Source organism: Mycolicibacterium aichiense (genome assembly GCF_010726245.1).
Taxonomy (GTDB): Bacteria; Actinomycetota; Actinomycetes; order Mycobacteriales; family Mycobacteriaceae; genus Mycobacterium; species Mycobacterium aichiense.
On sequence record NZ_AP022561.1, the window covers coordinates 967,474 to 992,708 of the forward strand.

Sequence of the window (25,235 nt, forward strand, 5' to 3'; positions counted from 1 at the left end):
CGTGGCAGTCGTAGCGTGGAGAGGTGACTTCACCTGACAACCTCCCCCGCACTCTTGGCGAACTGCGCGCTTCCGGGCACCGGGAACGCAGTGTCAAGCAGGAGATCCGGGAGAACCTGCTGACCGCGCTGGCCGAAGGAGATGAGGTCTGGCCTGGCATTTTCGGCTTCGAGGACACCGTCTTGCCGCAGCTGGAACGGGCGCTGATCGCCGGGCACGACTTCGTCCTGCTCGGCGAGCGCGGGCAGGGCAAAACCCGGCTGCTGCGCTCGTTGCAGAATCTGCTCGACGAGTGGACGCCGGTGATCGCCGGATCTGAACTCGGCGAGCATCCCTACACGCCGATCACGCCCGAGTCGATCCGGCGGGCAGGGGAATCGGGTGACGATCTGCCCATCCAGTGGCGCCACCGCAGCGAGCGCTACACCGAGAAGCTGGCCACCCCGGACACCAGCGTGGCGGACCTGGTCGGTGACATCGACCCGATCAAGGTCGCCGAGGGCCGCAGTCTCGGTGACCCGGAAACCATCGCCTACGGCCTGATCCCGCGCGCGCATCGCGGCATCGTCGCGGTCAACGAGCTGCCCGATCTGGCCGAGCGCATCCAGGTCTCGATGCTCAACGTGATGGAGGAGCGCGACATCCAGGTGCGCGGCTACACGCTGCGACTGCCGCTGGACGTGCTGGTGGTCGCCAGCGCGAACCCCGAGGACTACACCAACCGCGGTCGCATCATCACCCCGCTGAAGGACCGTTTCGGCGCCGAGATCCGCACCCACTACCCGCGGGAGCTGGACGCCGAGGTCGGCGTGATCACCCAGGAGGCGCACCTGTCGGCGCAGGTTCCGACCTACCTGATGCAGATCATCGCCCGGTTCGCGCGCTATCTGCGCGAGTCCAGCTCGGTCGACCAGCGGTCCGGTGTGTCGGCGCGCTTCGCGATCGCCGCCGCCGAGACCGTCGCCGCATCGGCCCGCCACCGCGGCGCGATACTCGGCGAGGAAGAACCGGTGGCCCGCGTGGTCGACCTCGGCACGATCATCGACGTACTGCGCGGCAAGCTCGAGTTCGAGTCCGGCGAGGAAGGGCGCGAGCAGGCGGTGCTGGAGCACCTGCTGCGGCGCGCCACCGCCGACACCGCACAGCGGGTGCTGGGCGGCATCGACGTCGGCACGCTGGTTGCGGCCGTCGAGGGCGGCTCGGCGGTGACCACCGGTGAGCAGGTCGCGGCCAAGGACGTGCTCGCGGCGCTGCCGGACCTGCCGGTGATCGACGAGATCGCCAAGCGGCTGGAAGCCGAGACCGAAGGTGAGCGTGCCGCCGCGCTCGAATTGGCCCTGGAGGCGCTGTATCTCGCCAAGCGGATCGACAAGGTGACAGGAGAAGGCGAAACCGTCTATGGCTAAAGCGGATCGGGGACACTCACATGACTCCCGGTATTCGGCCTATACCGGGGGCCCTGATCCGCTCGCCCCGCCGGTGGATCTGCGCGACGCGCTCGAACAGATCGGGCAGGACGTCATGGAGGGCACCTCGCCACGGCGCGCCTTGTCCGAGCTGTTGCGACGCGGAACCAAGAACACCAAGGGTGCCGACCGGCTCGCCGCGGAGGTGAACCGGCGGCGTCGAGAATTGTTGAATCGCAACAACCTTGACGGCACTCTGCAGGAGATCAAGAAGCTGCTCGACGACGCTGTGCTCTCCGAGCGCAAGGAATTGGCGCGCGCGCTGGACGATGACGCCCGATTCCAAGAACTGCAGATCGAGTCGCTGTCACCGTCGCCGGCCAAGGCGGTGCAGGAGTTGTCGGATTACAACTGGCGCAGCCCCGAGGCGCGGCAGAAGTACGAGCAGATCAAGGATCTGCTCGGCCGGGAGATGCTCGATCAGCGGTTCGCCGGCATGAAGCAGGCGCTGGAGAACGCGACCGACGAGGACCGGCAAGCGGTCAACGAGATGCTCGACGACCTGAACGACTTGCTGGACAAGCACTCTCGCGGCGAGGACAGCGCGCAAGACTTCGACGATTTCATGCGCAAACACGGCCAGTACTTTCCGGAGAATCCGAAGAACGTCGAGGAACTGCTCGATTCGCTGGCTCAGCGGGCTGCCGCCGCGCAGCGCTTCCGCAACAGCCTCACCCCGGACCAGCGTGCCGAGCTGGATGCGTTGGCGCAGCAGGCTTTCGGTTCGCCGCAACTGATGAACGCGCTGAACCGGCTCGACTCCCACCTGCAGGCAGCGCGCCCGGGCGAGGACTGGACCGGATCCTCGGAATTCTCCGGCGACAACCCGCTCGGCATGGGGGAGGGCGCTCAGGCGATGGCCGATATCGCCGAACTCGAACAGCTCGCCGAGCAGCTGTCGCAGAGCTATGCCGGTGCCACGATGGACGACGTCGACCTCGACGCCTTGGCGCGCCAGCTCGGCGATCAGGCCGCCATCGATGCGCGGACGCTGGCCGAACTGGAGCGTGCCCTGATGAACCAGGGCTTCCTCGACCGCGGCTCCGACGGACAGTGGCGGCTGTCGCCGAAGGCCATGCGCCAACTCGGGCAGACCGCGCTTCGTGATGTCGCCCAACAGCTTTCGGGTCGCCACGGTGAGCGGGACACCCGTCGTGCCGGTGCCGCCGGTGAACTCACCGGCGCCACCCGGCCGTGGGCGTTCGGCGACACCGAGCCCTGGAACGTCACCCGCACCTTGACCAACGCGGTCCTACGGCGGGCCGGCGGACCGACCGAAGGGCCGCTGCGGATCAGCGTCGACGATGTCGAGGTGTCGGAGACGGAGACTCGCACGCAGTCGGCGGTGGCGCTGCTGGTCGACACGTCGTTTTCGATGGTGATGGAGAACCGGTGGCTGCCGATGAAGCAGACCGCGCTGGCGCTCAACCACTTGGTGAGCACGAGGTTCCGCTCGGATGCGCTGCAGATCATCGCGTTCGGCCGCTACGCCCGCACCGTCACCGCGGCCGAGCTGACCGGGCTCGAGGGCGTCTACGAACAGGGCACCAATCTGCACCATGCGCTGGCGCTGGCGGTCCGGCATCTGCGCCGCCATCCCAATGCCCAACCGGTGGTGCTGGTGGTCACCGATGGTGAGCCCACCGCCCACCTGGAGGATTTCGACGGCCAGGGGTCGTCGGTGTTTTTCGACTACCCGCCGCATCCGCGGACCATCGCGCACACTGTGCGCGGGTTCGACGAGGTCGCCCGACTGGGTGCGCAGGTGACGATCTTCCGACTCGGAAACGATCCCGGTCTGGCCAGATTCATCGATCAGGTCGCTCGTCGCGTCGAGGGTCGGGTCGTGGTTCCCGACCTGGACGGTCTGGGCGCGGCGGTCGTGGGCGACTACCTGCGGTCGCGCCGGCGCCGGCGCTGAACTGAGAAGCTCTCAGGTATTCAGCAAATCTGGGGCACCCCTGCGTGGAAGCCGCGTCGGTGGTGTGGTTAGCAAAGGCCTCGGCAAACCAGTTTGTTATTGACGTCAAGGTTCCCGGGGGCAGCACGCTAGCGAACACGTGCAACACGTCGGTAACCCGAATGTTTCTCCACCGTCAATTGGCTACCGGACGCCCGCTCGTCCTGCGTGATTGGTGTGAAAAAAGCGAAGTACTTAAGTCCCCGAATTCCGTGGTACCGCTTGCCGAGGGGCAAACAGCCCCTTAGTATCTATCAGGATCTTCTAAGATTCGTATCAGCAAAGCACCGAGTTCGTCACGACCCTGGCGAACCGCACCAACAAGGGGAATTAGCAATGGCGTCAAGGACTCGGCCTTTCCTGATGACCGGCGCGGCACTGGCCAGTGCTGCTGCCATCGTCGCCGCCTCACCGGCGTACCTTCCGACTCACGACATCGCGCTGGGTACCTCCACCCCGCTGCCGCTGTCGACGGCCAAGTACGAACTGACGGCGATCACCGACATCACGATCCAGGGCATCAACGACGCCTACTGGTTCGGCTGGGGCGGCTACATCCAGTCCGACAACACCTACTACCCGGGCGTGAGCGACGTCTACATCAGTGGCGCGCCGGGTGTCCTCTACTACCTGGTCGACAATGCCGCCGAGACGTTCCTCCCGGGCTTCGACCTCGACAACTACTACTTCGAGATCGGCGCTCCCTCGATTCCCTACGTGGGCGCCGGTGAACTCTTCGGCACCAGCTCGCCGATCTTCCAGGCCGCGCAGGCGACGTTCTACTACGGCATCCCGAACGTCATCAACTCGATCGTCTCGTCGGCCGCGCAGTTGGTCCCCACCTTCGATATCGGCCCGGTCAAGCTCGGTGGCGGCATCCTGGCCAGCCTGTTCTTCTACGGACAGACCCCGGACTACGACCCCGACACCGGTACCGGCTTCAGCTACAGCACCAACGGCCTGTCGGCGATCCTGGCCTACGTGTCGACGTCCATCTCGGACAACCTGCCCGGCGCACCCTCGGGCGCGGCACTGGCCGGGGCGGTCAGTGCGGCCGCGACGACCATCCAGAACGACATCAAGGGTCTCGAGACCGCGGTGAAGTCCGCGGCCGGCCTCACCACCACGGCATCGTCCGCGGCGTCGAAGAAGGTTGCCGCCGAGGTCAAGACCGAGTCGGAGACCACGTCGACCGACACCACGTCGACCGACACTTCTACCGACACCACGTCGACCGGCACCTCTACCGACACCACGTCGACCGACACCTCTACCGACACCTCGTCGACCGGCACCACGTCGTCGACCGACGACAGTGCCACCACCCCCGCGAAGTCGACCGGCGCCGCGTCCCCCAAGGCCCCGACGTCGTCGACCAAGCCCACCACCAAGCCGGCCAAGCCGCAGAACCCGCTCGCCAAGATCGGCAAGCGGATCTCGGACGCGCTCAGCGGTGGCAAGAAGACCAAGTCGCCGTCCAGCTCGTCGAGCGATTCCAGCTCGTCCTCGTCCTCGTCGTCGAGCAGCTCGGGCTCGGGCAGCTCGGGCTCGGGCGACAGCTCGAAGTAACCCACCTGCACCAACACTTCGGCCCCTTCCGATCAGGAAGGGGCCGAAGTTGTTTGGTCGACGTTGTGTGCGGACCGGTCAGCGGGACTCGGGAGCGTTGGGCTTGCGGTTCTTGCGTTTGACGCCGACGCCGCCCCACAACGAGAAGCCCCGAATGGTGACCTTCGGCGCACCGGGCGTACCCGGGCCGTCGACGTCGTGGTCGAAGCCACCCATCACGCCGACCCCGTGGACCTCCACATTGATCTCCGGCGGCAGCAGGATGGTCTGGCCACCCATGATCGAATACGCGTGGATCTCGACGTTCGCCGACGTGAAGTCGGCATAGCGCAGGTCGACAACGCCACCGCCGAACAGGGTGAAGGTGGTGATCCGGCCCGGAACGTTCCAGCGGCCGCGGCGCTCGAACCCGCTGAGGATCGCCAGCAGAAGCGTCTTGGGAGCTGGATTCGACGCACCGCGCCGATTCGAGGCGTCGGCGGCCTCCGGCAAGTCCTCGGTGAGCCGATCGAGCTCCTCATAGGTCTGCGCGGCGTACGCCTTCGCCAGCCGTTGCTCGTATTCACTGAGCGCCAGACGGCCCCGAGAGGCAGCCTCGGTGAGCAATTGCGCAACCTGAATACGGTCTGTGTCAGCAGCCCGCGTCGATGCGTCCCGCGGTGTCAAGTTGCTCATCGCTTACGAGGGTACGACTCTGATCGGCAACCGCAAGAGTGTTCGCTGTTCTCTCACGCCTGTGTTATCGCAGCCAGCGCGGCTCGCGTTTCTGCAGAAACGCGAGCATCCCTTCGTGCGCTTCCTCGGACACGAACAACCGGGCCGATTCGGTTGCCAGATTCTCGGCGTCGCGGTCGAAGCGGGCCAGAACGTCGGCGGTGGTCAAGGCTTTCGATGCCGCCAGCCCCTGCGGGGAGCCGCGGCCCAAGTCGGCGACGATGCCTGCGATCGCCGTGTCGAGGTCGTCGGCGGCCAGGGTGATCAGACCGATCTCGGCGGCGGTTGGTGCGGCGAACGTCTCACCCGTGAGGTAGTAGCGGGCGGCCGCGCGAGGCGTCATCTTCGGCAGCAAGGTCAGCGAAATGACAGCAGGAGCCACCCCGATGCGCGCCTCGGTCAGCGCGAACGTGCTGCGTGGGCCCGCGACCGCGATGTCACAGGCACCCACCAGACCCAGTCCGCCGGCTCGGACGTGGCCGTCGATGGCCGCCACCACCGGCATCGGTGCTTCGACGATCGCCCGCAGGACCGCCGCCATCTCGCGGCCCCGCGCGGCGGTGGTCTCGAAGGGGTCGCCGCCCGACGCTTCGCTCAGGTCGGCACCGGCACAGAACGTGCCGCCGGTGTGACCCAGCACCACGGTCCGCACCGCCGGGTCGGCGGCCGCCTCCCGCAATCCGGCGTGCAACTGCTCCACCAGCCGGGTGGACAGCGCATTACGGTTGTGCGGCGAGTCGAGTGTCAGCCGGGCGACGTGGCCGTCGACGGCGTAGGTGACGAGGCTGCTTCCATTCCCCATGTCGCTTCGCTCCTGCCCGCCGGCTGTCATCAGTACGACCGGGGCAGGCCGAGCGACGTCTGAGCGACGAAGTTGAGGATCATCTCCCGGCTGACCGGAGCGATGCGCGCCAGCCGGGACGCGGTGAGCATCGACGCGACGCCGTACTCCTTGGTGAGCCCGTTGCCGCCAAGGGACTGCACGGCCTGGTCGACCGCCTTGGTCGACGCCTCGCCGGCGGCGTACTTGGCCATGTTGGCCGCCTCGGCTGCACCGAAGTCGTCGCCGGCGTCGTAGAGCGCGGCAGCTTTCTGCATCATCAGCTTCGCGAGTTCGATCTCGATGTAGTTCTGTGCCAACGGGTGCGCGATGCCCTGGTGCGCGCCGATCGGCGTCCTCCACACCTGGCGCGTCTTGACGTACTCGGCCGCCTTGCCGAGCACGTGGCGTCCCGCGCCGATCGCGTTGGCCGCACCCATGATTCGTTCCGGGTTCAGGCCGGCGAACAACTGCGCGATCGCGGCGTCCTCCGAGCCGACCAGCGCGTCTGAGGGCAGCCGGACATCGTCGATGAAGACCTGGAATTGGCTTTCCGGGCTGACGATCTCCATATCGATCTTGGTGAAGCTGAAGCCCGGGGTGTCGGTCGGCACGATGAACAACGCCGGTTTGAGGTTGCCGGTCTTGGCTTCTTCGGTTCTGCCGACGACCAGTACGGCCTGGGCCTGGTCGACGCCGGAGATGTACACCTTCTGACCGGACAGAACCCAGTCACTGCCGTCGCGGCGCGCGGTGGTGGTGATCTTGTGCGAGTTCGAGCCGGCGTCGGGTTCGGTGATGGCGAAAGCCATGGTGATCGAACCGTCGGCGATTCCGGGCAGCCAGCGCTTCTTCTGGTCGTCGGTGCCGAACTTGCTGATGATGGTGCCGTTGATCGCCGGTGAGACCACCAGCATCAACAACGCGCAGCCGTGGGCGGCCATCTCCTCCATCACCAGGGACAGCTCGTACATGCCTGCGCCACCACCGCCGTACTCCTCGGGAAGGTTGACCCCGACGAATCCGAGTTTGGCTGCCTCGGCCCATAATTCGTCGGTGTGCTCACCGGCACGCGCCTTGGCCAGGTAGTAGTCCGAGCCGTAGCTCGCCGCCATCGCGCCGACGGCCTTGCGCAGTTCCTGGCGTTCGGCGCTCTCGATGAAGCCGGTGTCCGTCATGTGTCTCCCTCTCCGGTGTCCGGGTTCTCCACCCGGGCGAGGACGGTCCCCACATCGACCTGCTGGCCGACGCTGACCTCCAGTTGGGTCACCACGCCATCGGCGGGCGCGGTGATCGTGTGTTCCATCTTCATCGCCTCGAGCCAGACCAGCGGCTGGCCGAGCGTCACAGTGTCACCCAGGGCCGCACCGAGCCGGATCACCGCCCCCGGCATGGGTGCCAGCAACGAGCCCTTCTCGACGGCCGAGCCCGGTTCGGGGAATCTGGGCACGACGGTCAACGCAACCGGGCCCAGCGGCGAGTCGACGAATACCTCTGTGCCGTAACGGCTCACACTGAACGCGGTGGCGACCCCCGTGTCAGCCAGTACGACCTGGTCGGGCCGCGCCGACAACACCGTCACACCGGGATCGTCGGGCAGGACCACCCCATCGCGGGTGACTCGGTAGCTGACCTGGTGTTCCTGCTCGCCGGCCGAGTAGCTCTTGACCTGATTCCCCGACACGACGTTGCGCCAGCCGCTGGGAATCTCGCCCAGTACCCGTGCGCCGGCGCGATTGTGGGCACTGTCGGCCAGAGCGGCGGCGACAACCGAGAGCCGCGTCGCACGGTCACCGGCCAGCGGGCGGGCCAAGTCGGGCAAGCCGTGGGTATCGAAGAATGCGGTGTCGGTGGCGCCGTCCAGGAAGCCCTGGTGGCGAAGGACATTGACGAGCAGATCGCGGTTGGTGCGGATGCCGTGCAGCCGGGCACCGGCCAATGCGGCGGCGAGCACCTGGGCGGCACGCCGTCGGGTGGGGGCGTAGGAGATCACCTTGGCCAACATGGGGTCGTAGTGGATCGACACTGTCGCCTGGCCATCGATACCGGAGTCCAGCCGGATGCCGGTGTCGGAGATGAGGCCGAAAGTGGTTGTCACACCTGGTACCTCGAACTGATGAAGGCGCCCCGCCTGCGGTTGCCAGTTCTTGGCGGGGTCCTCGGCATAGATGCGGGCCTCGATCGAGTGGCCGCGGGCGAGCGGGGGCTGTGGGCCGAGCCGCTCGCCGTCGGCCACCGCCAGCTGCAGCTCGACGAGGTCCAGGCCGGTGGTGAGTTCGGTGACGGGATGCTCGACCTGCAGCCGAGTGTTCATCTCCAGGAAGTAGAACTCGCCCTCGTCGTCGGCCAGGAACTCGACAGTGCCGGCGCCGGTGTAGCCGATCGCGGCCGCCGCCAGCCGGGCGGCGTCAAACAGCCTCTCCCGCATGCCCGCAACGCGCTCGACGAGCGGAGAGGGCGCTTCTTCGATGATCTTTTGATGCCGGCGTTGGATCGAGCATTCCCGCTCGCCGACTGCCCAGACCGTGCCGTGCTGATCGGCAAGGACCTGGACCTCGACATGGTGACCGGTGGGCAGATACCGCTCGCAGAACACCGTCGGATCGCCGAACGCCGACTGGGCTTCGCGCTGTGCGGCATCGACCTGGCCAGACAGCTCGGCCAGGTCGGACACCACCCGCATACCGCGGCCGCCGCCGCCTGCTGACGCCTTCACCAGAACCGGCAGCTGAGCGTCTGTGACCGTGGTGGGGTCGAGCTCGTCGAGGACCGGTACCCCGGCGGCGGCCATCATCTTCTTCGCCTCGATCTTCGAGCCCATCGACGCGACGGCGGCTACCGGCGGCCCGATCCAGGTCAGCCCGGCGTCGATCACCGCCTTCGCGAAATCGGCATTCTCGGAGAGGAATCCGTATCCGGGATGGACCGCGTCGGCACCCGAGGCCTGCGCGGCGGCGATGATCTGGGCGGCATCGAGGTAGGCGTTGGTGCCCTCGAGTCGGACCCGCGCGTCGGCCTCGGCGACGTGGGGCGCGTCGACGTCCGGGTCGGTGTAGACAGCCACCGCGCCGATGCCGAGCCGGCGGCACGTGGCGAACACGCGGCGGGCGATTTCGCCACGGTTGGCGACGAGAACCTTAGTGATCACGAGGAACTCACATCCGGAAGACGCCGAAGTTCGACGTCCCCTCGATCGGTGCATTGGCTATGGCGGACAAACACATTCCCAAAACGGTGCGGGTGTCACGGGGATCGATCACCCCGTCGTCGTAGATGCGGCCGGACAGGAACATCGGCAGCGACTCGGCCTCGATCTGCGCCTCGACTGCCGCGCGCAGTGCTGCGTCGGCCTGCTCGTCCACGACCCCGCCGCGGGCTTCGGTGGCCGCCCGATTGACGATGGACAGCACGCCGGCCAGCTGCGCGCCGCCCATCACCGCGGATTTGGCGCTCGGCCAGGCGAACAGGAAGCGGGGATCGTAGGCGCGCCCACACATGCCGTAGTGGCCTGCCCCGTAGGAGGCGCCGATCAGCAGCGAGATGTGCGGGACGCGCGAATTGGACACGGCATTGATCATCATCGAGCCGTGCTTGATCATCCCGCCTTCCTCGTACGCCTTACCGACCATATAGCCAGTCGTGTTGTGCAGGAACAGCAGTGGCGTGTTGGATCGATTGGCCAGCTGGATGAACTGGGTGGCTTTCTGTGACTCCTCGCTGAACAGCACCCCGCGGGCGTTGGCCAGGATGCCCACCGGGTAGCCGTGCAGGCTCGCCCAGCCGGTCACCAGGGACGGTCCGTACATGGCTTTGAACTCGTCGAAATCTGAGCCGTCGACGATGCGCGCGATCACCTCTCGGGGATCGAACGGGATGCGCAGATCGGCCGACACGATGCCCAGCAGTTCGTCGGGATCGGCAAGCGGCGGGACGACCGGGCGCGGCGCCGGACCCTGTTTGGTCCAGTTCAGCCGGGCCACGATGCGCCGGCCGATCCGGATGGCATCGACCTCGTCGACGGCCAGATAGTCGCCCAAACCCGATACCCGCGCGTGCATTTCAGCCCCGCCGAGCGACTCGTCGTCGGACTCCTCGCCGGTCGCCATCTTGACCAGCGGCGGCCCGGCCAGGAACACCTTCGAGCGTTCCTTGATCATCACCACGTGATCGGACATGCCGGGGATGTAGGCGCCACCTGCGGTGGAGTTGCCGAACACCAGCGCGATCGTCGGGATACCCGCCGCGGACAGCCGGGTCAGGTCGCGGAACATCTGACCGCCCGGGATGAAGATCTCTTTCTGCGTCGGCAGATCGGCACCGCCGGACTCCACCAGTGAGATCACCGGCAGCCGGTTTTCGAATGCGACCTGATTGGCCCGCAGAATCTTCTTCAGCGTCCAGGGATTACTGGTGCCGCCTTTGACGGTGGGGTCGTTGGCGACCAGCAGACACTCGACACCTTCCACCACGCCGATGCCCGTCACCAGGCTGGCGCCGACCTGAAAGTCGCTGCCGTATGCGGCCAGCGGACACAGTTCCAGGAACGGCGAATCGGGGTCGACGAGTAGTTCGATGCGTTCGCGGGCGGTCAGCTTGCCGCGCGCGTGATGCCGGTCGACGTACTTGGCGCCGCCGCCGGCCAGCGCCTTGGCCAGCTCGCCGTCGATCTCGGCGAGTTTGGCGCTCATCGCCTCGGCTGCCTCGACATAGGTCGGCGCCTTCGGGTCGAGGGTGCTCTTCAGCGCGGTCATGCCTGGTATCCAAGTGCCTTGGCCGCCAGGCCGGTGAGGATTTCGGTGGTTCCGCCGCCGATACCCAGGATCCGCATGTCCCGGTATTGGCGTTCGACCTCGCACTCGGTCATGTATCCCATCCCTCCGAAGAGCTGAACGGCTTGGTGCGCCACCCATTCGCCGGCTTCCACCGCGGTGTTCTTCGCGAAGCACACTTCGGCGATCAGATTGGTCTCGCCCGATAGTTGCCGTTCTACGACATGGCGCGAATACACCCGCGCCACGTCGATGCGGCGAGCCATCTCGGCCAGTGTGTTCTGTACAGCTTGCCGGGAGATCAGCGGCCGTCCGAACGTCTCACGGTCCCGGCACCATTGCAGAGTCAGGTCCAGGCAGCGCTGGGCCGACGAATACGCCTGAGCCGCAAGGCCGATGCGTTCGGAGACGAAGGCCTGCGCGATCTGAGCGAAGCCGGTGTTCTCGGCGCCGACGAGGTTGGCCGCGGGAACTCGGGCGTCGGTATAGGACAGCTCGGCGGTGTCGGAGGAGCGCCAGCCCATCTTGTCCAGCCGCCGGGTGACCTCGAAGCCCGGTGTGCCCTTCTCGACGACGAGCAACGAAACCCCGGCCGCCCCGGGTAATTCGGCGCCGCCGGTGCGTACAGCGGTGACGACGTAGTCAGCCCGTACCCCAGAGGTGATGTAGGTCTTCGCCCCGTTGACGACGTAGTCATCCCCGTCCCGAACGGCCGTGGTCCGCAAGTGGCCGACGTCGGAGCCGCCGCCGGGCTCGGTGATCGCCAGCGAGCCGATCAGTTCGCCGGCCAGCGTGGGCCGGACGAACTTCTCGATCAGCCGTTCGTCACCGCTGGCGGCCATGTGTGGCACCGCGATACCGCAGGTGAACAGCGAGGCGAAAACGCCGCCGGGCGTGCCGGATTCGTGCAATTCCTCGCAGATGATCAGCGAGTCCGCGGCGTCACCACCGCCGCCGCCGACCGACTCGGGGAGGTCGGCGCCCAGTAGGCCGGCGGACGCGGCGTGGCGGTGCAGGTCGCGGGGGAGTTCGCCGGCGCGCTCCCACTCCTCGACGTGCGGCAGGATCTCGCGTTCGGCGAAGCTGCGCACCGTCTTGCGCAGCTGCTGGCGTTCGGGGGTGTTCCAGATGTTCACAGAAGCTCTTCCGGGATGTCGATGTGCCGGCTTCGCAGCCACTCGCCAAGACCTTTGGCCTGCGGGTCGAACCGCGCTTGATACGCGACACCCTGTCCGAGGATGCCGTCGATGACGAAGTTGACCGCACGCAGGTTCGGCAGCAGATGCCGGGTGATTGCGAGATCGGCTGTCTCGGGAAGTAATTCACGCAACTTGTCCACGGTCAGCGCATGCGCCAGCCAGCGCCACTGGTCGTCGGTGCGTACCCAGACACCGACATTGGCTGCGCCGCCCTTGTCGCCGCTGCGTGCCCCGGCGATCGTGCCCAGCGGCGCGCGACGCACCGGGCCGCCCGCGAGTGGTTCGGGCAACGCGGGCGGCTCGACATCGGCGAGTTCCACGGTCGTTGCCGCGGGTGCGATCTCGGCGCGGCTGCCGTCCGGTCGCACCGCGACCTGCTCGACCTCGCTCGCGGGCACGTAGCCCGGGGTGAACACGCCGTAGACCTGCCCGTCGCCCGGCGGCGCGGTCGAGGTGAAACCCGGGTAGGAGGCGAGCGCGAGTTCGACTGCAGCCGAAGAGAATTGGCGACCCACGGTCTTGGGATCCGGGTCGCGCACGACACAGCTCAGCAGTGCGCTGGCCGCCTCTTCGGTATCGGCGTCGGCGTGGTCGGTGCGGGCCAGCGTCCAGCCCATCTCGGCGGGCTTCACGCGCAGGGCCGACTCCAGTTGGCCACGCACCAAGGCGGCCTTGGCCTCGATGTCCAGCCCGGTGAGCACGAACGTCACCGCGTTGCGGAACCCGCCGATGCTGTTCAGCGAGACCTTCAGTGTGGGGGGTGGTGGCTCACCGCGTACGCCGCTGATGCGCACCCGGTCGGGGCCGTCGTCGGACAGTGCGATCGTGTCGAACCGGGCGGTGACGTCGGGGTTGGCGTAGCGGGCGCCGCCGATCTCGTAGAGCAGTTGCGCGGTGACGGTGCCGATGCTCACCTGCCCGCCGGTTCCGGAGTGTTTGGTGATCACCGAGGAGCCGTCGGCGTGGACTTCGGCCAGCGGGAAGCCGGCATGGCCCAGGTCGGCGATCTCGGTGAAGAAGGAGTAGTTGCCGCCGGTGGCCTGCGCTCCGCACTCGATGACGTGGCCGGCCACCACCGCTCCTGCCAATCGGTCGTAGTCGCAGCGTTCCCAGCCGAAATGCGCAGCGGCCGGACCGACCACCACCGACGCGTCGGTGACCCGGCCGGTGACGACGATGTCGGCGCCGGCGGTCAGGCAGTCGGCGATGCCCCACGCACCCAGGTAGGCGTTGGCGGTCAGCGGTGAGCCCAGTCCAAGGTCCGAGGCGCGGGGGAGAAGGTCGTCGCCTTCGACGTGGGCGACCTTTGCCGGAATGCCCAGCCGCTCGGCCAGCCCGCGAACTGCATCGGCCAACCCGGCCGGGTTGAGCCCGCCGGCGTTGGCGACGATGCGGACCCCGCGCTCGTGGGCGAGTCCGAGGCATTCCTCGAGCTGGGTCAGGAACGTCTTGGCGTAGCCACGGTCGGGGTTTTTCATCTTGTCCCGGCCCAGGATGAGCATCGTGAGCTCGGCGAGATAGTCGCCCGTCAGGTAGTCGAGGTCGCCGCCGGCGAGCATCTCGCGCATCGCGCCGAGGCGGTCACCATAGAAGCCCGAACAGTTACCGATCCGCACCGCATCTGCCACGCGCGCTGTCTTCCCTTCATTGGCCAACCAACCGGTAGGTTACTTGGGACCGCCGGTTCCCCGTCAAGGGTTGCGGTCACTCGGCCCGGGTGTTTTGGAGCCGACGCAGGTGAGCGGCTATCCTGAGATGCAATTGTTGGCCGCCGGCATGTCAGAGTCTCTGCGCGGCGACACCCCTGATCAAGGAGAAGCACGTCATGGCTGTGCCCAAGCGCAGAATGTCGCGCGCGAACACCCGCAGTCGGCGCGCGCAGTGGAAGGCCGAGGCCACCGGTCTGGTCAACGTTTCCGTCGGCGGTCGCCAGCACAAGGTTCCCCGTCGGTTGCTCAAGGCTGCGCGCCTCGGACTGATCGATCTAGACAAGCGCTGACGCCGTTCGCCGGCCGCGAATTGCCTGCTCGCGCGGCGTGCCTCTCAGGCCAATCTCAGGCGTTGGGTTGAGACTGTGGCTGTGCGAATACTTGTCGTTGATGATGATCGCGCTGTGCGCGAGTCGTTGCGCCGGTCACTTTCCTTCAATGGATATTCGGTAGACCTGGCGCAGGACGGGGTCGAAGCTCTCGACGCGATCGCCAATGACCGGCCCGATGCGCTCGTGCTCGATGTGATGATGCCGCGGTTGGACGGCCTCGAAGTGTGTCGTCAGCTGCGCAGCACGGGTGACGATCTCCCGATCCTGGTTCTGACCGCTCGCGACTCGGTGTCCGAGCGGGTGGCCGGCCTGGACGCCGGTGCCGATGACTATCTGCCCAAGCCGTTCGCCCTCGAAGAGTTGCTGGCCCGGATGCGCGCGCTGCTGCGCAGGACCGGCCCCGAGGAGCAGTCCGATTCCGCTGTGATGACGTTCGGCGATCTGACGCTGGATCCGGTGACCCGCGAGGTGCATCGCGGCAAACGCGCCATCAGCCTGACCCGGACCGAGTTCGCGTTGCTGGAGATGCTGATCGCCAATCCGCGACGGGTGCTCACCCGCAGCCGCATCCTCGAGGAGGTGTGGGGTTTCGACTTCCCGACCTCGGGCAATGCGCTGGAGGTATACGTCGGGTACCTACGCCGAAAGACTGAAGCGGAAGGAGAGCCGCGGCTGATCCACACCGTGCGGGGTGTGGGCTATGTGCTGCGTGAGACACCGCCCTGATGTCACCACTGAGGCGGCGCGCGCGGGCTGAGCGGGCGCCGGAAGAACCGACGTCATCGTTGTCATTGCGATGGCGGGTGATGCTGCTGGCCATGTCCATGGTGGCCATGGTCGTCGTGCTGATGGCGGTCGCGGTGTATGCGGTGGTGTCCGCCGCGCTCTACACCGACATCGACAACCAACTCCAGAGCCGCGCGAGCCTGCTCATCGCCAGCGGTTCGCTGGCCGCCGACCCCGGTAAGGCCATCGAGGGCACCGCGTACTCCGACGTCAACGCGATGTTGGTCAACCCGGGCCGCTCGACCTACACCGCGAATCAGCAAGGCCAGAAGCTACCGGTCGGCGAGCCGGAGAAATCCGTCATCAGCGGCGAGTTGCTGATGTCCCGCCGCACCGTCGGCAACCAGCGGGTGCTGGCGGTGCACCTGCCCGACAATCGATCACTGCTGATCTCCAAGAGCCTGGCGCCCACCAACGCCGTGATGACCAAGCTGAAATGGGTCCTGCTGGCGGTGGGCGGAATCGGCGTCGTGGTCGCGGCGATCGCCGGCGGGATGGTCGCGCGGACCGGTCTGCGGCCGGTGGCCCGGCTCACCGAGGCTGCCGAGCGGGTGGCGCGCACCGACGACCTGCGTCCCATCCCGGTCTTCGGTAGTGACGAACTCGCCAGGCTCACCGAGACGTTCAACACGATGCTGCGCGCGCTGACCGAATCGCGGGAGCGGCAGGCCCGGCTGGTCGCTGACGCCGGGCACGAGTTGCGCACACCGCTGACATCACTGCGCACCAACGTCGAGCTGCTGATGGCGTCGATGAAGCCGGGTGCCCCGCGGTTGCCGGAGAGCGAGATGGCCGACCTGCGCACCGATGTGATCGGTCAGATCGAGGAATTGTCCACTCTGGTAGGCGATCTCGTCGACCTGACCCGCGAGGACGCCGGCGGACTCGTCCACGAGGCAGTAGACCTCAGCGAGATCGTCGACCGCAGTCTGGAGCGGGCGCGCAGGCGCCGCAACGATGTTCAGTTCGACGTCGACGTCGTCGGATGGCAGGTCTACGGCGATCCGGCCGGACTGTCGCGGGCAGTGGTCAATCTGCTTGACAATGCGGCGAAGTGGAGCCCGTCGGGCGCACACGTCGGCGTCCGGCTCCGCCAGGTGGACGCCGCGCACGCCGAACTCGTGGTGTCCGATTACGGGCCCGGAATCCCCCCGCAGGAACGCGGGCTGGTGTTCGAGCGGTTCTACCGATCGGCGTCCGCGCGGGCGATGCCGGGGTCCGGGCTGGGTCTGGCGATCGTCAAACAGGTCGTGGTCAAGCATGGCGGCATGATCCGCATCGGAGAGACCGTCCCGGGCGGACAGCCGCCGGGCACGTCGTTCTTCGTCCTGCTGCCGGGCCTGCCGATCTCCGCGGACGCCTACCCCGACGATTCAGCCGAAAGCGAAAACGCGACCACAATCGCCAGGACCACTGGTGATCGCCGGTTTCATGAGAAAAAACCCAACGGTGCACCGAGTGTTATCTCAGTCGATTCTCAGTAGTGCAAGGCAAGCTGTGGTCAGCAGTTTCAGGCATTTTGCGAACAGGAAGAGCGACCTGACGACATGACCGACCACTCGAGGTACTCCTCGCCGCAGCAGCCCGGGCCCCCCGGGTCGAATCAGCCTGCGGCGCCGGGGTATTCACCCCAGCCGAGGACAGCCGGTTATCAGCAGCCGTACGATTGGCGCTACGCCACCCAGCAGCACCAGCAGCAATACCGGCAACCGTATGACCCGTATCAGGCTGCGCGCCAAGGGAACCCGCCGACCGCGGTGGGCTACGCCCCGATTCCGCCGCGCCCTCGCTCGCGCGCAGGGGCATTGGTGGCAGGCGCGCTCGCGATCGCGATCGTCTCGGCCGGGATCGGCGGCGGTGTGGTACTGCTCGCACATCCGGACCATCAGGCGGTGGGCTCCGGGCTCGGAGGTTCGCCCATCGGGGGAACCAATGTGCCCGCGGCCAACCTGCCGGTGGGATCGGTCGAGCAGGTGGCGGCCAAGGTGGTTCCCAGCGTCGTCAAGCTGGAGACCGAGTTCGGCCGTCAGTCCGAGGAGGGGTCGGGCATCATCCTGTCCGCCGACGGACTCATCCTGACCAACAATCACGTCGTCGCCGCAGCCAAGGGCGGTGGGCCGGCGCCCGTCCCGGGCGCGCCGTCCATCCCCGGCCTGCCGGGGATCCCGCTCTCGCCCGGTGGCCCGAGCGCTCCGCCGTCCGGCGGCCCCAGTGCGGGTCCGGGTGGGGCACCGACGACCACGGTGACGTTCGCCGACGGCCGCACCGCGCCCTTCACCGTCGTGGGTACCGACCCGGCCAGTGACATCGCCGTCGTCCGGGCGCAAGGCATATCAGGTCTGACGCCGATCAGCCTGGGCTCGTCGGCCAACCTGCGCGTCGGCCAGGACGTGGTGGCGGTCGGTTCACCGCTCGGCCTGGAGGGAACGGTCACCACCGGCATCGTCAGCGCACTGAACCGCCCGGTGGCCACCGGTGGTGACACCAATAACCAGAACACGGTGCTCGACGCCATTCAGACCGATGCCGCGATCAACCCGGGTAACTCCGGTGGTGCGCTGGTGAACATGAGTGGCGAGCTCGTGGGAGTGAACTCGGCGATCGCGACGATGGGCGGCGATTCCCCCGACGCCCAGAGCGGTTCGATCGGACTGGGCTTCGCGATCCCGGTCGACCAGGCCAAACGGATCGCCGACGAGCTGATCAGCACCGGCACGGCCACCCACGCGTCGCTGGGTGTCCAGGTCAGCAATGACACCACGACACACGGAGCGAAGATCGTCGATGTCACCAAGGGCGGCGCCGCCGCGGCCGCCGGGCTGCCCAACGGCGTGGTGGTGACCAAGGTCGACGACCGGGTGATCGGCAGCGCCGATGCTCTGGTCGCCGCGGTCCGGTCACGAGCGCCCGGCGATCAGGTGACTCTGACCTATGAGGACCCGTCGGGCGCGGATCGCACCGTGCAGGTCACGCTCGGAAAGGCGGCCCAATGATCCGGGTGGTGGGTGAACATCCCATGACAGCCGGTGGTGCGGCTGCCGCGCTGTCGCAGGGCAGATATACGGTGACATCCATGGAACAGCCAGGGGAGCTGGTGGGGCGCGCGCTCGTCGTCGTCGTCGACGACCGCACGGCCCACGGCGATGAGGAGGACCACAGCGGACCGTTGGTCACCGAGCTGCTCGCCGAGGCGGGCTTCGTGGTCGACGGCGTGGTGGCGGTGTCCGCCGACGAGGTCGAGATCCGGAACGCGCTCAACACCGCGGTGATCGGTGGTGTCGACCTCGTGGTGTCGGTGGGCGGTACGGGCGTGACTCCGCGCGATGTGACGCCGGAGGCCACCAGGACGATCCTCGACCGTGAACTGCTCGGCATCTCCGAGGCGTTGCGCGCCTCCGGACTGTCCGCGGGAATCACCGACGCGGGCTTGTCGCGCGGTCTGGCCGGGATTTCCGGCAGCACACTGGTCGTCAACATCGCCGGGTCGCGGTATGCGGTCCGCGACGGTATGGCGACGCTGAACCCGCTGGCGACCCATGTCATCGGCGAGCTGTCCAGCCTCGAGATCTAAGCAAGCTCCACCCGGCGCGCCGGCGGACAACTATTACCGCGGCGTAACGTCAATTATCGGCATCGCCACCCGGGTCGGAGGCGTTGTGTTAACACCCTGTGAACTGCACAAATATCAAGATTGTGATCTTTATCACAATCTTCGGTTCCTGTGATGGGCAGTCCGCGCGAGAACCGAATCGCAGTTAACAAGATTTTCGGTTCCGAGTTGCCTCAGGAGTCCTCTGACGAGCGCGACCCGGACTCAGATCGCGACCGCGACGACCGGGACGAGTGGTTGCGGGATAACGTCCCGCCGCACCACGGCGGATGATCAGCAGGTGGTGATCGGCAGGTCGGGGGCTGCCGCGAAGTTGGCCGGCGGTTCCGATGGGGTGGCCGGTGCGCCCGGTTCGCGCCCGTTTCCGCGCAACGGAATCAGTTCCCGGTTAATCGCGGCTTTCTTTCCAGCAAACTTCCCCGCGCAAACACCGGTTCGGCGCACGGCGACGCTATGCGTTGCCGCCCCGATGTCATCCCGTTATGTTCCTCGTGTCAACGATGAGCAGAGCGTAAGAGCGGTGTGTGAGGGACTCTCATTGAACTGCTGTACGCCGTGGGCGGTGTCAGCATGCTGTGACCCGAGCACGAAAATACACTCGGTTAGCCCTCGGGTCAGCCGTCGACATAGCTAGGGAGAACATGAAGGTAATCGGTCGGGTACTGGTGGCGATGATCGCTGCCGTCGCGGCGTTGTTCGTCGGGACAGGTACCTCGCACGCAGGTTTGGATAATGAGCTGAGTCTGGTCGACGGCGGTGGCCGGACGATGACGGTGCAGCAGTGGGACACCTTCCTCAATGGTGTGTTCCCGTTGGACCGCAACCGGCTGACTCGGGAGTGGTTCCACTCCGGCAAGGCTGTCTACAGCGTGGTCGGCCCGGGTGCCGATGAGTTCGCGGGCACCTTGGAGCTGGGCTACCAGGTGGGCTTCCCCTGGTCGCTGGGCGTGGGCATCAACTTCAGCTACACCACCCCCAACATCCTGCTCGACGACGCCAACATCTCCCCGACGGGCTTCAACCCGCTCGGTTCGGTGATCACCCCGAACCTGTTCCCGGGTGTGTCGATCTCGGCTGACCTGGGCAACGGCCCCGGTATCCAGGAAGTCGCCACGTTCTCCGTCGACGTCTCGGGCCCCAACGGCTCGGTCGCGGTGGCCAACGCCCACGGCACCGTCACCGGCGCGGCCGGCGGTGTGCTGCTGCGCCCCTTCGCCCGCCTGATCTCCAAGGCCGGTGACAGCGTCACCACCTACGGCGAACCCTGGAACATGAACTAACTCCTTGGCACGTCAACAAAATGGCCCCCGGCTCATGCCGGGGGCCATTTTGTTCGCGCGCCGTCAGTCTTTGTCGGCGCTCGTCATCTCTGCGGTGTCGGGGCTCGGGCCGGTGCCCGGGCCGGTGGTCTTCTTCGGTGTTCCGCTCGCGTCGGCCAGCAGGTCGCGAATCTCGGTCAACAGGCTCAACTCGGTATCGCCGGCCTGCTCGACCTCGCCCTTCTTCCGGAGCCGGTTGTAGGGCACGACGACGAAGAAATACACAACGGCCGCCACGAGGACGAAGTTGATCGACGCCGACAGCAGGATGTTCAGGTCGATGGCCTGCCCACCGCCGATCGAGATGCGCAGGAGGCCGTAGCTCGTGTCCTTGTCGGCACCGATCCGGCTGATCAGCGGCGTGATGATGCTTTCGGTGAACTTGGTGACCAGCGCGGTGAACGCGGTGCCGATCACCACCGCGATCGACAGGTCGACGATGTTGCCGCGGGAGAGAAACTCCTTGAATCCCTTCAACACGGTATTGCCCCTTTCACTCTCTGCCCCGAGATCTCGAAGGGTAGTACTGCCAGGCAGGGGAAATGGAGTCCTGTTAGCTTGGCTTCAGACGTACTCGGAGGGGAAGGCCATGGGGATGCGCGCACTGGCGGTCGCGGTGTCGTTCGCTGCGCTCGCGCTCGGCGGCGGTATCGCTGCTGGGGCGCCCAGTCCCACCCCGGCGCCCAGTCCCACCCCGGCGCCCGGCCCGGTGAGCGGCTCGTCGTCTGATGAAATCGCCGACATGGTGATGGACGCGATCCAGCAGCAGCCGCCGCCGACCACCCCGGTGCCCGCACCGCCGGTCGGGTAGCTCAGTGGATCGTCAGCGTGACCGTCTGAACCAGCGTTGCCGCCGCCAGGGCGTGCGCGCCCGCCGCGGGCAACGCCACCAACACGACCCGGTCATCGCCGGCGCCGGCCGCCTTCTGCTTGGGTGACACGAGCACGACGACGGCGTTGGTGGCCGCAAGCGTCGGCTTCGGGTCGCCGCCCCCGTCCGCGGCGCCCATGACGTCGACAACGTCGCCAGGACGGATCACGTCGAGCACCGCCGCGTCGGCAAGATGCAGCGGGACCACCCGGGCGTCGGGCCCGGCGCTGAGACCGGTCAATCGTGAGCCGAGCACCCTGACGTCGGTGAGCACCTCGCCCCGTCGCGCCGGTCCGGCCAGGGTTGCCCCGATCACGTCGTCGACTTTCGTCAGGGAACCATCGGGAACCGTTGCGGCAGAATGCTTCTCCACCTTTACAGCGTCGGCGTCCAAAGTCAGCCCCGGGCTGAGGTCATGCGCTGCGACCACCACGTCGGTTCGATCATGGTCGGGGTCGGGCCGCAGCGCGGCAAGGCCGGCGAGAACGACCAGCGCACCGGCCACGGCCCGGCGCGCCACGACCGTGCGGGTGAAGTCGGGGCGGAGCATGTGCCGGATCCGGCTCGGCAGTGTGGGGTTGAGCGACTCGCCCATGGCGCAACCGTAAAGGGCGGGCAGCGATGAGGGTTACGCGTCGCGCGCCGGCCTGTTGACAACTTCCGCTGCGGGGGGAGCATTGTTTGCAGGCGGACGTGTTTGTGCTTTCTGGACGCCCTGAGTGTTGTTTGCTTGTACCGTATCCAGCTGGAGTTCGGCGCCTGTGCTGGGGAGAGGAGGCGCAGTGGTGAACGGCGATCAGCTTCTCGCGCGCAGACTCCTGGCGGCGCTTGCTGCCGGCGGAGTGGAACCGTTCTTCCAACCGATCGTGGCCCTGGACGACGGCCATGTCCTGGGATTCGAGGTTCTCGCCCGATGGAACGATCCGGAGGAGGGCTACATCGCCCCCGACCGGTTCATTCCGATCGCGGACCGGTTCGGCCTGCTCGATCGCATGCTGGATCAGCAGATGCGCACAGCATTTTCGGCCGCTGCGGACTGGCCGCACCATCTGTTCCTCGGCTTCAACGTCTCGCCGACCCAGCTGCGCAACCCCGAGCTGGCGACCAGAATCGCCAAAGCGGCGATGGATTCGTCATTTCCGTTGAGCCGCGTGCACATTGAAGTGACCGAGTCGGGGTTCATCGACGATCTGACCCAGCCCCGACGCACGCTCGACCGCCTGATCAACCTCGGCTGCATGATCGCGATGGACGACTTCGGCACCGGCTACTCGAGTCTGACGTGGCTGAGCACGTTGCCGTTCTCAAAGTTGAAGATCGACGCCAGTTTCGTGACGGCGATGGAGGAACACCGCCAGAGCCGCAAGATCGTGCACGCGGTGGTGAGCCTGGGTCACAGTTTGGGCCTGGCTGTCGTGGCGGAGGGGGTCGAGACGCCCGGGCAGGCCGAGCTGTTGCGGACCATGGGCTGCAAGCTGGCACAGGGCTATCTGTTCGGACGACCGATGCCGGCCAGGCAGGTGCCAGATGCGTTGGCGCAGATGGCTTCCGCGCAGGCCGCCAAGAATCTGTCGGTGCCGATGTCCCTGGAATTGCGCGCCCACCGGCTGTCCGAGAGCTACGCCCCGGACGTCGCCGTCGCGTTCATGGATCCGGCAGGCACTGTCGTCGCATCCAGCACGGCGTTCGACAAGACGTTGGACTCCGACGGGGGAGACGTCGCCGGACGTCACATCTGGGATCTGATCGGGGTCACTCCGGACACCATGGCCGAACTCCGCGCTTCGGACCTGCTCGACGAGCCCTTCCCGGCGTTCGACGAGAAGGCGGCCGACGGGTCGGTGGGGCAGGTTCACATCCGGCCCGTCAAGGACGAGAGCAGTGAATTGGTCGGGTTCACAGTCGAATTCGGGGACAACCCCAATTCGGCGGGGATGGCGTCCTGAGCGCGCGAAAACCGACGCGCTGCAATGAAACTCGGTGTCAGCTCGATGCCGCGGCGGCCGGCGCGGAGGACGCCGACGAACTGGACGAGCTGGACGAACTCGAGGAATCGCTGGAGCTCGTCGACTTCTCCGAAGACGACGACGAGGATGAGGACGACTCCGACTTGCTGCTCTTGCCTGCTTCGCGACTGTCCGTGCGGTAGAAGCCGCTGCCCTTGAAGACCACGCCCACCGAGTTGAACAGCTTGCGCAGCCGACCGGAGCACTCGGGGCAGGTGGTCAGCGCGTCATCAGTGAACGCCTGCACCGCGTCGAAGCGGTTGTCGCACTCGGTACACGCGTAGCTGTAGGTCGGCACTTGAACCTCCGGAACGAGACTTGGTCTGTTAGCACTCTACCGTGCCAAGTGCTAGAACCGCCACGTGGCACGTATCATTCCCCCAAGCCGCGCCGGGGGTGCGCCGCGACGAAATGGGGAAAAAACCCTTCGAGGGGGAGCGTCCGGGTGCATGGTATGCCGAGTGGCCTCACGCTGGGTTGGCCAGCGCAGAAAGACCGTGTTTGGGGGTGAGGACATGGGTCATCCGAATGTCATGAGGTTCGCTGGGCAGTTCGTCCACCAGCTCCAGGTCGCGGACCACCGCGACCAGCTTGGCGGTGGGTTGGCACAACGGCAGCGAGCGGTCGTAGAAGCCACCGCCGCGACCCAGCCGCACCCCTCGGCGGTCCACCGCCAGAGCCGGCACCAGAACGAGGTCCGCCTCGCCCAGGGCCGAGCTCGGCAGCACCGGCCCGGCGGGCTCGCGCAGCCCGTATCGCGCGGCGACCAGCTCGCCGGGCACGTAGACGCCCCAGAGCAGGGCCAAGGGTTCGCCGCCGGCGCCGGTGCGCGTCACCGGCAACAGCACTCGGGCGCACAGTTCGCGCAGCCGGTCCACCAGCTGCGGCGAACCCGGCTCGGTGCCCACCGGGAGGTAAGCGCACACCGTGTCGTCCCGGCCGACGAACTCTTCGAGGTGCGCACACAGCGCCAGTGCCTCTGCCGCCCGCACCTCGTAGGGCACTTCCCGGCGCGCCGCCAACAGGGCAGCCCGGTGTTGGGCTTTAGTACCGGCGAGCACGCCGTCCACCATGTCAGCGCGCAACTGCATTGCGCCAGAGTGAAGGACCAACATGTTGCCGTTAGGGTGTGAACGATGAGGCCGCCAGAGGTCCCGATTCCACGCACAGCGATCGTCCCCGCGGCCGGATTGGGAACGCGATTCCTGCCCGCCACCAAGACTGTGCCCAAGGAATTGTTGCCTGTCGTCGACACGCCCGGTATCGAACTCGTCGCCGAGGAGGCCGCGGAGGCGGGCGCCGAGCGGCTGGTGATCGTCACCTCTGAAGGCAAAGACAGCGTGGTCGCCCACTTCGTCGAGGATCTGGTGCTGGAAGGCACGCTGGAGGCTCGCGGCAAGAAGGCGATGCTGGAGAAGGTGCGACGCGCCCCGGCACTGATCAAGGTCGAGTCGGTGGTGCAGCACGAGCCGCTGGGTCTTGGCCACGCGGTCGGCTGTGTGGAGGCGGTGCTGTCCCCGGACGAGGACGCGGTCTCGGTGCTGCTGCCCGACGACCTGGTGCTGCCGACGGGTGTGCTCGAGACCATGGCGAAGGTGCGGGCCAAGCGCGGCGGCACGGTCCTGTGCGCCATCGAGGTGTCCGAGGACGAGGTCAGCGCCTACGGCGTGTTCGACGTCGAGCCGGTCCCCGATGCGGCAAACCCGAACGTGATGCGGGTCAAGGGCATGGTGGAGAAGCCGAAGGCCGAGGACGCGCCGTCGCTGTATGCCGCGGCCGGCCGCTATCTGTTGGACCGGGCCATCTTCGACGCGCTGCGCCGTGTCGACCGCGGTGTCGGCGGCGAGATCCAGCTGACCGACGCCATCGAGTTGCTGATCAAGGAGGGGCACCCGGTGCATGTCGTGGTGCACCGCGGCTCTCGACACGACTTGGGAAATCCCGGCGGCTACCTGAAGGCTGCGGTTGACTTTGCCTTGGATCGTGACGACTATGGCCCGGATTTGCGGCGATGGTTGACGGCACGCCTGGGCCTGGCTGACAAGACCGAACAGTAGAAGCCCCGGCGGGCCCGCGCGAGGACAAGCTCGAGGCAGAAAGGCGCG

The 25,235-nt window shown here is 67.0% G+C and carries 23 protein-coding genes; 12 read left to right on the forward strand and 11 right to left on the reverse strand.

The window, feature by feature from the left end:
• Nucleotides 1-23 precede the first annotated feature (23 nt).
• The 3 genes from G6N32_RS04750 to G6N32_RS04760 all read left to right on the forward strand — a co-directional run bounded on the left by G6N32_RS04750 (nt 24) and on the right by G6N32_RS04760 (nt 4,995).
• Entirely contained in the window at nt 24-1,406 is a 1,383-nt protein-coding gene (locus G6N32_RS04750) for a sigma 54-interacting transcriptional regulator (RefSeq protein ID WP_115317078.1), read from the forward strand.
• Nucleotides 1,399-3,387, forward strand: a complete 1,989-nt coding sequence (locus tag G6N32_RS04755; RefSeq protein ID WP_115317076.1) for a vWA domain-containing protein — start codon at nt 1,399-1,401, stop codon at nt 3,385-3,387. The genes G6N32_RS04750 and G6N32_RS04755 overlap by 8 nt, the downstream gene beginning before the upstream one ends.
• Before the next feature lie 402 nt (nt 3,388-3,789).
• Complete coding sequence (locus G6N32_RS04760) at nt 3,790-4,995, forward strand: hypothetical protein (RefSeq protein ID WP_115317074.1); 1,206 nt, start codon at nt 3,790-3,792, stop codon at nt 4,993-4,995.
• 78 nt (nt 4,996-5,073) lie between these two features.
• Here G6N32_RS04760 and G6N32_RS04765 read toward each other — a convergent pair whose 3' ends face one another.
• From G6N32_RS04765 to G6N32_RS04795, 7 genes are all read right to left on the reverse strand, one after another.
• The gene (locus G6N32_RS04765) at nt 5,074-5,670 is read right to left on the reverse strand and encodes a DUF1707 SHOCT-like domain-containing protein (RefSeq protein WP_115317072.1); all 597 of its coding nucleotides are present in this window, start codon (nt 5,668-5,670) and stop codon (nt 5,074-5,076) included.
• Nucleotides 5,671-5,734: 64 nt separating this feature from the next.
• Nucleotides 5,735-6,511: an enoyl-CoA hydratase family protein gene (locus tag G6N32_RS04770; protein WP_115318829.1), complete on the reverse strand. Its 777-nt coding sequence runs from the start codon at nt 6,509-6,511 to the stop codon at nt 5,735-5,737.
• A gap of 29 nt (nt 6,512-6,540) precedes the next feature.
• Complete coding sequence (locus G6N32_RS04775; RefSeq protein WP_115317070.1) at nt 6,541-7,707, reverse strand: acyl-CoA dehydrogenase family protein; 1,167 nt, start codon at nt 7,705-7,707, stop codon at nt 6,541-6,543.
• Nucleotides 7,704-9,731: an acetyl/propionyl/methylcrotonyl-CoA carboxylase subunit alpha gene (locus G6N32_RS04780; protein ID WP_172507208.1), complete on the reverse strand. Its 2,028-nt coding sequence runs from the start codon at nt 9,729-9,731 to the stop codon at nt 7,704-7,706. Before G6N32_RS04780 ends, G6N32_RS04775 begins: the two co-directional genes overlap by 4 nt.
• Nucleotides 9,685-11,280, reverse strand: coding sequence for an acyl-CoA carboxylase subunit beta (locus G6N32_RS04785; protein WP_115317067.1), 1,596 nt, complete (start codon nt 11,278-11,280; stop codon nt 9,685-9,687). The genes G6N32_RS04780 and G6N32_RS04785 overlap by 47 nt, the downstream gene beginning before the upstream one ends.
• Entirely contained in the window at nt 11,277-12,434 is a 1,158-nt protein-coding gene (locus G6N32_RS04790) for an acyl-CoA dehydrogenase family protein (RefSeq protein ID WP_115317065.1), read from the reverse strand. Before G6N32_RS04790 ends, G6N32_RS04785 begins: the two co-directional genes overlap by 4 nt.
• Nucleotides 12,431-14,113, reverse strand: a complete 1,683-nt coding sequence (locus tag G6N32_RS04795) for an acyclic terpene utilization AtuA family protein (protein ID WP_115318828.1) — start codon at nt 14,111-14,113, stop codon at nt 12,431-12,433. Before G6N32_RS04795 ends, G6N32_RS04790 begins: the two co-directional genes overlap by 4 nt.
• A 209-nt stretch (nt 14,114-14,322) precedes the next feature.
• Between G6N32_RS04795 and rpmF the strand changes: the two genes are divergently transcribed.
• The 6 genes from rpmF to G6N32_RS04825 all read left to right on the forward strand — a co-directional run bounded on the left by rpmF (nt 14,323) and on the right by G6N32_RS04825 (nt 20,214).
• Nucleotides 14,323-14,496, forward strand: a complete 174-nt coding sequence (gene rpmF, locus G6N32_RS04800) for a 50S ribosomal protein L32 (RefSeq protein WP_005139771.1) — start codon at nt 14,323-14,325, stop codon at nt 14,494-14,496.
• A gap of 81 nt (nt 14,497-14,577) precedes the next feature.
• Nucleotides 14,578-15,264, forward strand: coding sequence for a response regulator transcription factor (locus tag G6N32_RS04805; protein WP_036346178.1), 687 nt, complete (start codon nt 14,578-14,580; stop codon nt 15,262-15,264).
• Nucleotides 15,264-16,808, forward strand: a complete 1,545-nt coding sequence (locus tag G6N32_RS04810) for a HAMP domain-containing sensor histidine kinase (RefSeq protein ID WP_115317063.1) — start codon at nt 15,264-15,266, stop codon at nt 16,806-16,808. Before G6N32_RS04805 ends, G6N32_RS04810 begins: the two co-directional genes overlap by 1 nt.
• A 63-nt stretch (nt 16,809-16,871) precedes the next feature.
• Nucleotides 16,872-18,317, forward strand: a complete 1,446-nt coding sequence (locus tag G6N32_RS04815) for a S1C family serine protease (protein WP_115317061.1) — start codon at nt 16,872-16,874, stop codon at nt 18,315-18,317.
• A gap of 23 nt (nt 18,318-18,340) precedes the next feature.
• Nucleotides 18,341-18,895, forward strand: a complete 555-nt coding sequence (locus tag G6N32_RS04820) for a MogA/MoaB family molybdenum cofactor biosynthesis protein (protein WP_115318827.1) — start codon at nt 18,341-18,343, stop codon at nt 18,893-18,895.
• A 680-nt stretch (nt 18,896-19,575) separates the two neighbouring features.
• Nucleotides 19,576-20,214: a porin MspA gene (locus tag G6N32_RS04825; protein ID WP_036341019.1), complete on the forward strand. Its 639-nt coding sequence runs from the start codon at nt 19,576-19,578 to the stop codon at nt 20,212-20,214.
• Between the two features lie 63 nt (nt 20,215-20,277).
• Here G6N32_RS04825 and mscL read toward each other — a convergent pair whose 3' ends face one another.
• Nucleotides 20,278-20,733, reverse strand: coding sequence for a large-conductance mechanosensitive channel protein MscL (gene mscL, locus G6N32_RS04830; protein WP_115317059.1), 456 nt, complete (start codon nt 20,731-20,733; stop codon nt 20,278-20,280).
• A 109-nt stretch (nt 20,734-20,842) separates the two neighbouring features.
• Between mscL and G6N32_RS04835 the strand changes: the two genes are divergently transcribed.
• Entirely contained in the window at nt 20,843-21,064 is a 222-nt protein-coding gene (locus G6N32_RS04835; RefSeq protein WP_115317057.1) for a hypothetical protein, read from the forward strand.
• A 1-nt stretch (nt 21,065) separates the two neighbouring features.
• Here the strand turns inward: G6N32_RS04835 and G6N32_RS04840 are convergent, their stop codons facing one another.
• On the reverse strand, nt 21,066-21,719 hold the full coding sequence (locus tag G6N32_RS04840; protein ID WP_115317055.1) for an SAF domain-containing protein: 654 nt from the start codon (nt 21,717-21,719) through the stop codon (nt 21,066-21,068).
• A gap of 187 nt (nt 21,720-21,906) precedes the next feature.
• On the opposite strand from G6N32_RS04840, the gene G6N32_RS04845 reads away from it, so the two are divergent.
• Nucleotides 21,907-23,070, forward strand: a complete 1,164-nt coding sequence (locus tag G6N32_RS04845) for a sensor domain-containing phosphodiesterase (protein WP_163789126.1) — start codon at nt 21,907-21,909, stop codon at nt 23,068-23,070.
• A 37-nt stretch (nt 23,071-23,107) separates the two neighbouring features.
• Here G6N32_RS04845 and G6N32_RS04850 read toward each other — a convergent pair whose 3' ends face one another.
• Nucleotides 23,108-23,428, reverse strand: coding sequence for an FmdB family zinc ribbon protein (locus G6N32_RS04850; RefSeq protein WP_115317051.1), 321 nt, complete (start codon nt 23,426-23,428; stop codon nt 23,108-23,110).
• A 169-nt stretch (nt 23,429-23,597) separates the two neighbouring features.
• Nucleotides 23,598-24,221, reverse strand: coding sequence for a 5-formyltetrahydrofolate cyclo-ligase (locus G6N32_RS04855; protein WP_232077492.1), 624 nt, complete (start codon nt 24,219-24,221; stop codon nt 23,598-23,600).
• A 45-nt stretch (nt 24,222-24,266) separates the two neighbouring features.
• Between G6N32_RS04855 and G6N32_RS04860 the strand changes: the two genes are divergently transcribed.
• The gene (locus tag G6N32_RS04860) at nt 24,267-25,187 is read left to right on the forward strand and encodes a UTP--glucose-1-phosphate uridylyltransferase (RefSeq protein ID WP_115317048.1); all 921 of its coding nucleotides are present in this window, start codon (nt 24,267-24,269) and stop codon (nt 25,185-25,187) included.
• Nucleotides 25,188-25,235: the final 48 nt, after the last annotated feature.